Origin of the sequence: Paenibacillus ottowii (assembly GCF_050516475.1) — a bacterium.
GTDB classification, from domain to species: domain Bacteria; phylum Bacillota; class Bacilli; order Paenibacillales; family Paenibacillaceae; genus Paenibacillus; species Paenibacillus ottowii.
The window spans coordinates 120,952-133,657 of record NZ_CP191577.1 but is presented as its reverse complement, the minus strand read 5'-3'; the positions used below and the strand labels follow the sequence as shown (position 1 = coordinate 133,657).

The following is a 12,706-nucleotide window of genomic DNA, read 5'->3' as shown; positions in this document are numbered from 1 at the left end:
TAATGCTACAGTGCCAAACCTGTAATAGTTGACGTGTGGCGTGCTAAGCGTCATAATTGTAGGAAATCACTTTTAAAAAGGGAACCTTTGCGCGACATTGATCGGCGGGTTCCATTTTGCATAGAAAGGACACGGAATAGAGCAGAATGGGGATAGAGCAATTACTTAAAAAGGCCGGGGCTTATACCAGAGAAGCAGATCTTATCCGCATCAGGGACGCCTATGATTTTGCCGAGCAGGCCCATTCCGGCCAGACTCGTAAGTCCGGTGAACCTTATATTCTGCATCCGCTTGCGGTTGCTGATATCGTCGTTAATATGCAGATGGATACCATCTCCATTATCGCCGCTCTTTTACATGACGTTGTGGAGGATACGACAGTGTCTTTAGCGCAGATTCGCGAGCATTTTGGCGATACATGTGCGATGCTTGTCGATGGTCTGACGAAGCTGGAGCGTATCCAGTTCCGATCCAAGGAAGAACAGCAGAACGAAAATTATCGAAAAATGTTTATTGCGATGGCGCAAGACATTCGTGTCATCGTCATTAAGTTGGCAGATCGTCTGCACAATATGCGTACCCTGAAATATCAATCGGAAGAAAGCCAGCGTCGAATTGCTTATGAAACGTTGGAGATTTTCTGTCCGGTTGCAAACCGATTGGGTATTTCAGCAATTAAATGGGAAATGGAAGACATTGCTTTACGTTATCTGAATCCTCAGCAGTATTATCGAATCGCTAATTTGATGCATAAGAAGCGGGCAGAGCGCGAGCAATTTATTGATAATGTCATACAGCGTATCAGAGAAAAGCTGGAAGAGATGGGCATTCAGGCTGATTTGTCCGGACGCCCTAAACATATTTACAGTGTTTTTAAAAAGATGACAACGAAAAACAAGCAATTCAATGAAATATACGATTTGCTGGCGATTCGAATTATTGTGGATAACATTAAAGACTGTTATGCCACATTGGGGATTATCCATACATTATGGAAACCGATGCCAGGGCGGTTTAAGGATTATATCGCCATGCCTAAGGCTAATATGTATCAATCCCTCCATACGACCGTAGTAGGTCCCAATGGAGAGCCTACAGAAGTACAAATTCGCACAGTGGATATGCATCGCACCGCTGAATTCGGGATTGCCGCCCATTGGGCTTATAAAGAAAACAATGGGGCAAATAACACGAACTTTGAGGATAAAATCACCTTTTTCCGAGAAATTCTGGAGCTGCAAAACGAGGCGAAGGATGCGTCGGAATTTGTGGAATCACTCAAAATGGACTTTTTCTCAGACCTTGTGTTTGTTTTTACGCCTAAGGGAGAGGTTATTGAGTTGCCAGCTGGATCGGTTCCGCTGGACTTTGCTTTCCGTATCCATACTGAAGTTGGAAATCGGACGATTGGCTCTAAGGTAAATGGAAGAATCGTGCCTTTGGATTATCGTCTGAAAACTGGCGATATCGTGGAAATTATGACGTCCAAGCATTCTTATGGACCTAGTCAGGACTGGCTTAAAATTGCTCAGTCCTCTCACGCGCGCAGTAAAATCAAGCAGTGGTTCAAGAAAGAAAAGCGTGAAGAAAATGTCGAAAAAGGTCGCGAAAGTATGGAGCGTGAGCTGAGAAAGCGTGATATTGAGCCATCGGTGTGGATGAGCGAGGACAAACTTCAGGAAGTGGCGCAAAAGTTCTCTTTTAATGACTCTGAAGATATGCTGTCAGCGATTGGCTTCGGTGGTATAACAGCAGCTCAGGTTTGTACACGCCTGACAGAGAAGCTGCGCAAGGAACAAGAAGAGGCACGACTGATCGAACTGACAACCGAGGTCAAGGAATACAAACCGCAGGGTGAACGGAAAAAAGCACCTACCAATGGTGTCAGCGTCAGAGGCGTCGATAATTTGCTCGTTCGTTTTGCACGATGTTGTAACCCTGTACCGGGTGACGATATCATCGGCTACGTAACACGTGGGCGCGGCGTATCTGTTCACCGTACGGATTGCCCTAATATTCCTTCGGGTATGGGCGAAGATCAAGCGCGTGTGATTGAAGTTGAGTGGGAAGAAGCAGCTGAAGTCAATTACAGCGTCGATATTGAGATTACAGGCCATGACCGCAACGGTTTGTTGAACGAGGTGCTTCAAGCCATTTCTGAGAACAAAACCAGCTTCTCGGCCGTGACAGGACGTACAGATAAAAATAAAATGGCAATGATTCACATTACAATTCTCATTCGTAACACGGATCATTTGCATTCCGTTGTCGAACGGATTAAACGGGTGAAGGATGTATACACCGTGCATCGGATTATGCAATAAACTTGTTAAACATACTCGTAAGTTTGTATAGCTTAGGTACAAGGCTCGCTGGGGGCTGGAAGAGCCGTGTACGACTGTGAGCACCTTCTAAGGGGAAATAGTAAAGGAGCAGCGGAGAGGCGATGAAGATCATAATTCAGCGCTGTAAAGACGCTCAGGTAACGGTAAATCAAAAGGTGGTCGGCAAGATCGGAACCGGATTAATGCTGTTGGTAGGTATTGGTCAGGGAGATACGGCAGCTGATGCCGTTTATTTGGCGGATAAAACAGCGGGATTGCGTATATTTGAAGATGCGGAAGGCAAAATGAACGATAGCGTGCTGGACGTCGGTGGAGCTATTTTGTCAGTCTCTCAATTTACATTGTACGGTGACTGCCGTAAAGGGAGAAGACCCAACTTTATGGGAGCGGCCAAACCTGAGGAAGCAGAGAAGCTGTATGATTTCTTTAACAGCCAACTTCGAGCCAAGGGCCTGGAGGTCGAGACAGGAATCTTTGGGGCTATGATGGATGTTTCACTGACCAACTGGGGCCCAGTGACGTTGATTTTGGATAGCGAACGTTCATAGCTCTACATTAATTAGGTATGATCTGAGCACCTGAGCAGAAGAGAATAAAACAACCGTTTAGAGGGAACCTAATGTCATCCCGGTTGGTAACTAGCCATCTGGAAAGCTTTAAGGGTGACAGGAGAGACGAAGTGATGCGTCAGACCCCAAAAATGGACGGATTTCGAAGCACGGTGCTGCTCTATCCTGGCAGTATGCGGGAGGCAATCAGCCTTACTCGTAATGCTGATGCATTATTACAGCATGTTGCTACAGCTGTGGACAAGCCAGGACGCGGTGCCCTGCCACGTAGGTGACAACAAGAACCAATTGTGGTAAATGTAGTCTTTAAGCCTTAACAACGTGTTGTCTTAAGCATTTATAAAGAGGTCGAAAATAAAATATGTGACAGTAAATCAGGGAGGAGCCAAAGGGCTCCTTTTTCTTTTTCACTACTGAGAATTGTTATAAATACAGATCAAGCGGGTAATAACAAAGCGTGGTAAACAAACCTAACTTTAAGCTCGCTCTGAAGATAATCGGAAAGGAGATCTGAACGATAATGAGTAAAATTGCATTCTTGTTAGCTGACCAATTCGAGGATTCTGAAATGAAGGTTCCCTATGATGAACTGAAAAAGGCTGGACACGAGGCAGATATTGTTGGACTAAAACAAGGTGAAAAAGTGAACGGTAAGCAAGGAAAAGTAAGCTACACCATTGAAAAAGCCATTGCAGATGTGAAATCAAGCGACTATGATGCAGTGGTTATTCCTGGTGGTTCATCTCCGGAAAATCTGCGTCTGGATGCGAATATCCTGAAATTTGTAACTGAAATTAACGAGTCCAAAAAAACGATTGGAGCTATCTGCCATGGGCCGCAAATTTTGGCGAGCGCCGATTTGTTACAAGGCCGAACGATCACAGCTTACCCTCCATTAAAAGATGACTTGATTAATGCAGGTGCTCATTTTGAGGATCAAGAGGCGGTCGTGGACGGCAACTTTATTACATCTCGGACGCCTAAGGATGAGCCAGCCTTTGTGCGTGAGTTGTTAAAGGCATTGTAATTTGACCGTGAATGCTTCCATAGATTTATGCCAAGATTTATGCCAGTGCAATTCCTATATGAGGAGGATTTGAGATGGCTAAACAGATTCAGGCTTATTTTCGCACAGAAGATGAAGCCGAGGGTGCCAGAGCTTCGCTTCAAGCTTATAGAACTGAACATTTGGAAGTAGGTGCTCTGGATGAGGCACTCGGTCGTGAGACGAGGGTTTTAATTCCGCTTGTCCCCTATAACAATACTGGCTCTGTGAGTACAGGAGGTTCTGCTGGTGCGGCAATTCCAGCTGCAGGGGCTTATGGCGAGAATATTCTACCAGGTGCGAAGGATGACGAGGCTAATTCTGGTGCTGCTCAAAGGGATCTGAATGAGGATCGGAGCGGAACATCGGGCCATGACGGAGGCTTGCTTCGTGTAACAGATGTGTATATTAACGGTGATCATGATGAATTGCGGTATGTATTGTCCGCCAAGGTGAATGAGGCCGATTATGATGAGATCATCTATAAGCTTCGTTCCAATCGCGCATATGTGGCGCAGCTGGATTAAAGACGAGCGAGTGTCACAAGATTGTCGATATACGAGGAAATTGTCGCACTAGCGTGACTGTAATATAATTGTAATATTCAAAACATCATTCCTTAATATTCGTTGTTTATAATAACAGCATGACCCCCTTTTGATATATCTTTTTAAACCTGCGGACCGTTTCCGCAGGTTATTTTCTTTTTATAAGACTTATTTGTCTGATTCTAGGGGGAATGTCTTGACTTTGTCGAAGCAGTTCATTAAAATCATAAAATAATGAAAAATGATTTGATGACGGGACCAAGTACTCCGAACCCACAAGCGCAGAGAGGAATTTCCAGGCTGTAAAAATTCCCTTGATGAGCGGACGAATGACCTCCCCGAGAACAGGCGGCGAACAATGAGGAATCTCTGCTGAGCAATGCATAACATATGCCCAACAGCAGACTACCCTGCATAATAGCCGTACTGCGCGTTACGGGCGTTATACGTATGAGCGGAGTCAGTGCAATGCTGACGGACACGAAGTCATTCTTATGCAGGTGTCTGGGTAAACTCCGGAATGTGGGTGGTACCACGGGTGATTTGTAAACGACAATCCCTCGTCCCTGTTGATGTTAACAGGGCGAGGGATTTTTTGTTTTATATTGAAATTGGAGTAAGTAGAAAGCGCACAATAAGAACTACAACGACGGGGGGATACGTTAATGGCCTTTCAAAAACCGACGGGAACACAGGATTTGCTGCCAGGCAGTGTAGAAAAATGGCAAGTGGTCGAGGAAAAAGCCCGCGAAATTAGCCGCCGCTTTAATTATCGTGAGATCCGTACACCGATGTTTGAACAAACGAATTTGTTCATTCGGGGTGTGGGTGAAACGACCGATGTGGTGGAAAAGGAAATGTATACTTTTGAGGATAAAGGCAAACGGAGCATGACACTGCGTCCGGAAGGAACGGCAGGGGTTGTCCGCTCTTATGTGGAGAACAAACTGTACGGTGAGCCGGATGTGACTAAGCTGTACTATATTGGTCCGATGTTCCGGTATGAGCGTCCACAGGCTGGGCGTCAGCGCCAGTTTCACCAATTTGGCATTGAAGCATTCGGGGCGATGGACCCGGCGCTGGATGCAGAAGTTATTGCTTTCGGGTACCAGTTCTGCCGTGAGTTGGGCTTGAAAGGTGTACAGGTAGAAATTAACTCTGTCGGTAATGCTGCCAGCCGTGCTGCTTATCGGCAGCATTTGGTGGACTTCCTGATGCCCATCAAGGATACGTTGACCAAGGAGAGCCAAGCACGCATCGAGCGTAATCCGCTGCGAGTGCTGGATAGCAAAGATGATCAGGACAAATTTGGCGGGGCACCTTCCATTCTGGATAGTTTGGATGAGGAATCCCGCACGCACTTTGAGAAAGTGAAGCAAAATTTGGATGCGATGGGCGTGGAATATACAGTGAACCCGCGTTTGGTACGGGGGCTGGATTATTATACGCTGACAGCATTCGAATTCAAAGCCGAAGGAATTGGGGCTATTGACACGATTGGTGGAGGCGGCCGCTACAACGGATTGGTTGGAGATCTGGGCGGACCCGATCAGCCGGGGATTGGTTTTGGTATCGGGCTGGAGCGAATTCAGCTGATCTTGGAGCATCAGGGTGTCAACTTGAACGAAGCCAAGCCGCTAGATATCTATATGGTGGCGTTGGGTGAGGCAGCAGAAACGGAAGTAACCAAACAACTGTTCAAGTTGCGGCAAGCTGGATTTTCCGCAGAGCGAGATTATCTGGGACGTAAAATGAAGGCGCAGATGAAATCAGCAGATCGCTTTAAAGCAAGATATACAGCGATTCTGGGTGATGATGAGCTCGTTCAAGGTGAAATTGCGCTGAAAAACATGGAAACCGGTGAGCAGCGTACCGTCAAGCTGGATCAGCTGGTGGAAGAACTAGGTTAAATAGCAGGATGTAACATCAGTCAGGGGGAGCTTCCCTCTGGCTGTCATATAGCATTAACTACTAACATAAATAGGAGTGTGTATTATGAAAAGGAGTCATCAATGCGGCGCATTGACTCATGCGCATATCGGAGAAACAGTTACATTGAACGGTTGGGTACAGACCCGTCGTGATTTGGGGGGCGTACTTTTTATAGACCTGCGTGACCGTAGTGGAATTGTACAAATCGTGTTTAATCCGGCCTATTCCGGTGAAGCACTGCAAATTGCAGACCGTGTCCGCAGTGAATATGTGCTTGAGGTTACTGGCACCGTTGTCAAACGTGATGCAGAAACAATCAATACGAACCTGCCTACAGGTGAAATTGAAGTACGAGTTACTGAAATCGAAGTATTGAATGCATCCAAAACACCCCCATTCTTCATTGAAGATGGCGTAGAAGTAGACGAGTCGCTGCGTTTGAAATACCGTTATCTGGACCTGCGTCGTCCGGAAATGCATCAGACCTTGAAACTGCGTTCCAAAGCAGCAAAAGTATTCCGCGACTTCCTCGACGGTGAAGATTTCATTGAAGTGGAAACACCGATTTTGACGAAAAGCTCCCCAGAGGGCGCACGTGATTATCTGGTCCCTAGCCGAGTACACGAAGGCGAATTCTTTGCCTTGCCACAATCACCACAATTGTACAAGCAATTGCTGATGGTGGGCGGCCTGGAGCGCTACTATCAAATTGCACGTTGTTTCCGTGATGAAGACTTGCGTGCTGACCGTCAGCCTGAATTTACACAGGTCGACATTGAGACCTCCTTCATGCAACAGGATGACTTGCTGCCTATGATGGAGCGTCTGATGGTGAAATTGTTCAAAGAAACAATTGGGGTAGAACTGGAAACCCCGTTCCAACGGATCACACATGCCGAGGCAATGGACAAGTATGGTTCTGACAAGCCTGACCTGCGTTTTGGTCTGGAGTTGATCAATGTCAATGATATCGTGGCAACCAGTGGTGTCAAAGTATTTGCTTCCGTAATTGAAAAGGGTGGCGAAGTTAAAGTCCTTAATGCCAAAGGATGCGGTACATGGAGCCGTAAGGAAATTGATGATCTAGGTCCTTTTGCAGCACGTTATGGAGCCAAAGGCTTGGCTTGGATTCAAGTGAAAGAGGGCGAATTCAAGGGGCCTATCGTTAAATTCTTCACACCAGAAGAAATCGAAGCTTTGAAAGAACGCACTGGAGCCGAAGAAGGCGACCTATTGCTGTTCTCTGCGGATAATAAAAAAGTAGTAGCTGATGTTTTGGGCGCGCTTCGTCTGAAAATTGGCCGTCATTTGGGGCTCATCGACGATAACAAATTCAAATTTGCCTGGGTCGTAGACTTCCCGCTTCTCGGCTATGACGAAGAGCAAAAACGTTATGTAGCGGAGCACCATCCGTTCACTCGTCCGAAGGAAGAAGACCTGGCCCTCTTGGACACAGATCCAGGTCAAGTCCGTGCTCAGGCCTACGATATCGTGCTGAACGGCTACGAAGTGGGTGGCGGCTCGATGCGTATTTTCAAACGTGAAGTGCAGGAGAAAATGTTCAAAGCGCTCAACCTGCCGCCGGAAGAAGTGAAGGATAAATTCGGCTATCTGCTGGATGCTTTCGAATATGGTACGCCTCCACATGGCGGTATTGCCTTCGGATTTGACCGTCTGGTCATGCTGCTTGCAGGTCGTACAAATCTTCGTGAAACGATTGCATTCCCGAAAACAGCCAGCGCGACCGACCTGCTTATGGATGCACCATCCGAAGTGGATCAAGCTCAGTTGGATCAGCTTCATATTCGTCTTGCTCCGAAGCCTGTTGCGCCTAAAGCTTAAAACAAACGTTGGACTTGCAAGTGCCATTCCATTGGCATGTAACTAGATATAGATTGCCGTGAACCCGTTACCCTTTATGGGTAATGGGTTCGTGGTTTGTACGCTGGAATTCAAGTATAGAGTTTAAACCAGTAAGGGAGGATTACCATATGCTGCATCAATTTTCACGCACGGAACTGGCCATCGGGACGGAGGGTCTAGAAGTTATGAAAAATAGCACGGTAGCTGTATTGGGTATCGGCGGTGTCGGTTCGATGGCAGTGGAAGCGCTGGCGCGGACGGGTGTTGGACGCATTATCCTGATTGATAAGGATGTCGTAGATATTACTAATATTAACCGCCAAATTCATGCGCTGACGACGACCGTAGGGCAAAAAAAGGCTGATCTGATGGTAGAGCGTGTGAAGTTGATTAATCCTGAATGTGAAGCGATTGCACTGAACATGTTTTATACGGAAGAAACATATGAGGAGCTTTTCAAGTACGACTTGGATTATGTGTTGGATGCTTCGGATACGATTATTTATAAAATCCATTTGATTAAGGAATGCTTGAAACGGGGCATTCCGATGATCTCCAGCATGGGCGCTGCGAATAAAATGGACCCAAGTCGTTTTCAGGTCGCTGATATTTCCCAGACAAGAATGGACCCGATTGCCCGTGTCATCCGTACCAAGCTACGCAAGGAAGGGATTACCAAAGGCGTCAAGGTTGTATTCTCTGATGAGGAGCCAATGAAGCCGCGCGAAGACATTACCAAAAAAATTGTACCTGCCAACGCGCCTGAAATTCGGAAAGCGAAGCAACCGCCTGCAAGCAATGCTTATGTACCTCCGGTAGCAGGTCTGATTATGGTGAGTGTGGCCGTAAAGGATTTGTTAGAGCGCGCTGGTGTGTAAGCTGGAAAAGTAGCATGACAGTACACTCATAGATTACAGTAGTGTGTGTTCTCTTTAAGACCTGTAGTTCTGTGCATCACTTTAATAAGTGTCACAGTAGGCTACAGCTCTTTTTGTTTTGAAAAAACGCAGCTTACTGCAACAGATTGAACAACTTGCTGGAGGTTTTGGTATGAAGGATGGACTATGGTCCAGAAGTCTCGGTTTTAAGCCTGAGCACCATTGGAAAAAGGAATTGGCCGCAGGTGCCATTTCTTATTTTTCTGTTGTATATATTGTGATGGTTAATGCAACTATTTTGGCGGATGCAGGGATTCCGCTGCAAGGAGCGATGCTAGGGACACTGCTGACGTCCATTATCGGCTGTCTGCTGATGGCTTTTGGCGGAAAGTCTCCCATGGTTGTTGTACCAGGGATGGGGATTAATGCCTTTTTTACGTACACGCTCGTACATTCCATGAAGCTGAGCTGGCAGGAAGCGTTGATGGTGGTTGCTGTCACAGGGATGATATTCGCCATTGTGGCATTTACATCATTGTACAAGCTAATTAGTCAGGCGATTCCCCACAATCTGCAGCATGGAATTACGGTAGGCATTGGTCTGTTTTTAACCTTTATCGGCTTGCAAAAAAGCGGGATTGTGATTGCACATCAAACCACTTTTGTGGCTATTGGTCATTTTAATGATCCCAAGGTGATTACGGCCTGTGTAACATTGTTGCTCGCTATTGTATTATTTGTGCGCAACGTTCAGGGAGGTTTGCTTATCAGCATCCTGGTAGGAACCGGGCTTGCTTACATATTGGGAGCTGTAGAGCCCGTAAGCGCGGTGCGAACCTCTGAAACAGTAAGACAATACGGGCAATTGTTTGGGGAGCTATCCTTTTCAGGCATCGTTTCGGTAGCCTTCTGGATCGCTGTTTTTTTGCTGTTATTAATTGTGCTGTTCGAGAATGTTGGAATGATTACTGCACAAACCAACATGATTGGAAGACCGGATACTTTTAAGAACAGTTTGCGTGTATTGGCTGTGACCAATATCTTTGCTGGTATTCTAGGGAGCAGTCCCGCAGTAGCCGCTGCGGAATCGACGGCTGGTATTGCCGCAGGGGGACGCTCAGGAATGACACCGCTGGTAACTGCAATTTTATTCGGTGCGACATTTTTCTTTATCCCACTGTTGGCTTATATTCCTGACAGTGCCATTGCGCCTGTATTAATCATTATCGGGGGCTTAATGGTACAAAATGTGCGAGAGATGGATTTCAGTGATTTTACCGAATCGTTTCCTGCGTTTTTGATCATGGTGATGATGCCCTTTACTTACAGTATTGTAGATGGGATGGCATTTGGTTTTATTGCATACCCCGTAGCCAAGCTGGCAGCAGGACGGGGCAGGGAAGTGCCAGTCGCATTATATATCATTTCTGTGCTGTTTGTGGCTAACTTTGTGCTTCATTCCCTGGTGTAGTAAACTCGAAGATAGGTTGTACTGTTCATACCCGCGCTTGAGCGCGGGTGTTGTTATTTGAACAAGAATGGTCAGACAGGAAGCGAGGTTGACGGTTTATGGAAAAAGAACAGCATGTGCAGCAAGATGAGCAGAAGGACCAAATGAAGGGAAAGTCGGGTAAAAGACCGGATAAAGCTGGTATGGGTCGGTTTATCAAATTGATTGCGAGTGCGCATCCGCCCAAGGCCATTCTGATCATCGCCCTGATTCTGACCCTGATTCAGACGATCGCTGGTTTAATCGTACCGATGATGACCAAAGGGTTGATCGATGGTTTGACCTTTTCTTCTCTAAATCGTATGGTCATTATTGGTTTGATTGGCGCTTTTGTGCTTCAAGCGGTGGCTTCGGCAGTCTCCATCTATATGTTGAACTACGCCGGGCATAAAATAGTGGCTAACATGCGCAAACGCTTATGGCATAAAATTTTATCTCTACCCATTCCATACTTTGACCGGAATCGATCAGGAGATACGATGAGCCGCGTCACGAATGATACAAGCCTGATTATGAACTTAATTACCGAATATCTTGTCAATCTGATCTCTAATGTGATTGCGATTATTGGTGGGATTGCGTTGTTATTTTATCTGGATTGGGTGATGACGCTCATTATTATGACCATTGTTCCGCTAACAGCACTAATTTTATTTCCGGTAGGCAGAAAAATGTATCGTATCTCCAAAAAACAGCAGGATGAGATGGCAGATCTGACCTCAGTATTGAGTCAGGTTATCGGCGAAATCAGACTGGTTAAGGCCTACGGAACAGAAAGCAGAGAGGCACAGGCTGGAGAGGATCGCATTTACCGTATGTTCCGCTTCGGGTTGCAAGAGTCACGTATTTTGGCTCTGGTAGGTCCGATTTCTACCTTTTTGCTGACTGCAGTGCTGGTTATTATATTGGGTGTTGGCGGTGTTCGCGTCGCATCGGGTGTACTGACCGCGGGAGACTTGGTGGCTTTTATTTTACTCCTATTTCAGGTGATTACACCGATGGCCCAATTCACTACCTTGTATTCACGTCTGCAAAAGGTGGTTGGAGCCACGGAACGGATTCAGACTATTTTAGACCATGAAGAGGAACCGCTAGAGTTGAAGCAGGAAGCGGCAAAAGAGAGCAGGGATATTGTGTTTCAAGATGTTGCTTTTTCCTATACTGAAGGTGAAGAGGTTCTTCATCATGCAAACCTGGTCATCCCAGCTAATCAAACGACAGCATTCGTGGGACCGAGTGGGAGTGGGAAATCTACCTTATTTTCATTGTTGGAGCGCTTTTATGTGCCAGATACAGGTGAAATTCGTTATGGAGACGAATCGATATCATCATATACACTTTCCTCCTGGCGCTCCAAAATTGGTTATGTATCACAGGAAAGCTCAATGATGACCGGAACGGTTAGAGATAATATTACGTATGGCTTAGGACGCGAAGCCGATCTGGACGAAGTGAGACGAGCCGCCATGATGGCGTATGCGGATACATTTATTATGGATTTACCTCAAGGCTACGATACAGAGGTAGGGGAGCGGGGAATGAAGCTGTCCGGCGGCCAGCGTCAACGGATCGCCATTGCGCGTGCGCTTCTCCGCAGCCCTGACATCCTCATGCTGGATGAGGCTACCTCTAGCCTGGATAGCTCATCCGAGCATGAGGTGCAGAAGGCCCTGGCGAACTTGATGGAAGGACGTACGACGATTGTCATTGCACACCGATTGTCTACAGTGGTCCATTCTGATCAAATTATTGTGTTGGACAAGGGCAATGTGACTGGTGCAGGAACGCATACCGAGTTATTAGAGACCCATCAGGTGTACCGCGAGCTGGCTCAAAAGCAGTTTGTGGAGATGGGAGAAAAAGTGGGAGCTTTAGAGACTGCTACGCGCGAGTGATATGATCCTCCGATCGCTGTTGCCTCTGAATTCCTCTGATTGTAATGAGAACAAGGGGGATTTAGAGGTAAAGGCGAACGCTCCGCTTCGCTTCTTCGGATTCAAGCTTCCCGCTTCGTTG

10 protein-coding genes are annotated in these 12,706 nt (G+C 46.5%); all 10 read left to right on the top strand.

The window, feature by feature from the left end; translation table 11 throughout:
- Positions 1-146: 146 nt before the first annotated feature.
- The 10 genes from ACQQ6X_RS00575 (at position 147) to ACQQ6X_RS00530 (ending at position 12,585) form a co-directional block, all read left to right on the top strand.
- Positions 147-2,324 (top strand): RelA/SpoT family protein, encoded by a 2,178-nt coding sequence (locus ACQQ6X_RS00575; RefSeq protein ID WP_149034019.1) that lies wholly within the window; start codon positions 147-149, stop codon positions 2,322-2,324.
- Positions 2,325-2,446: 122 nt separating this feature from the next.
- On the top strand, positions 2,447-2,893 hold the full coding sequence (gene dtd, locus ACQQ6X_RS00570) for a D-aminoacyl-tRNA deacylase (protein WP_013372633.1): 447 nt from the start codon (positions 2,447-2,449) through the stop codon (positions 2,891-2,893).
- A 71-nt stretch (positions 2,894-2,964) separates the two neighbouring features.
- Positions 2,965-3,189: a hypothetical protein gene (locus tag ACQQ6X_RS00565; protein WP_305167615.1), complete on the top strand. Its 225-nt coding sequence runs from the start codon at positions 2,965-2,967 to the stop codon at positions 3,187-3,189.
- 245 nt (positions 3,190-3,434) lie between these two features.
- Entirely contained in the window at positions 3,435-3,941 is a 507-nt protein-coding gene (locus ACQQ6X_RS00560; RefSeq protein WP_305167614.1) for a type 1 glutamine amidotransferase domain-containing protein, read from the top strand.
- A 74-nt stretch (positions 3,942-4,015) separates the two neighbouring features.
- Complete coding sequence (locus ACQQ6X_RS00555; protein WP_305167613.1) at positions 4,016-4,486, top strand: hypothetical protein; 471 nt, start codon at positions 4,016-4,018, stop codon at positions 4,484-4,486.
- A 686-nt stretch (positions 4,487-5,172) separates the two neighbouring features.
- Positions 5,173-6,417 (top strand): histidine--tRNA ligase, encoded by a 1,245-nt coding sequence (gene hisS / locus ACQQ6X_RS00550; RefSeq protein WP_305167612.1) that lies wholly within the window; start codon positions 5,173-5,175, stop codon positions 6,415-6,417.
- Positions 6,418-6,502: 85 nt separating this feature from the next.
- Entirely contained in the window at positions 6,503-8,281 is a 1,779-nt protein-coding gene (gene aspS / locus ACQQ6X_RS00545) for an aspartate--tRNA ligase (protein WP_305167611.1), read from the top strand.
- A gap of 149 nt (positions 8,282-8,430) precedes the next feature.
- Entirely contained in the window at positions 8,431-9,180 is a 750-nt protein-coding gene (locus ACQQ6X_RS00540) for a tRNA threonylcarbamoyladenosine dehydratase (RefSeq protein ID WP_305167610.1), read from the top strand.
- Positions 9,181-9,352: 172 nt separating this feature from the next.
- Entirely contained in the window at positions 9,353-10,651 is a 1,299-nt protein-coding gene (locus tag ACQQ6X_RS00535) for an NCS2 family permease (protein ID WP_305167609.1), read from the top strand.
- Between the two features lie 98 nt (positions 10,652-10,749).
- Positions 10,750-12,585 carry an ABC transporter ATP-binding protein gene (locus ACQQ6X_RS00530; RefSeq protein ID WP_305167608.1) on the top strand — a complete coding sequence of 612 codons (1,836 nt, stop codon included), beginning with the start codon at positions 10,750-10,752 and terminating at the stop codon, positions 12,583-12,585.
- Positions 12,586-12,706: the final 121 nt, after the last annotated feature.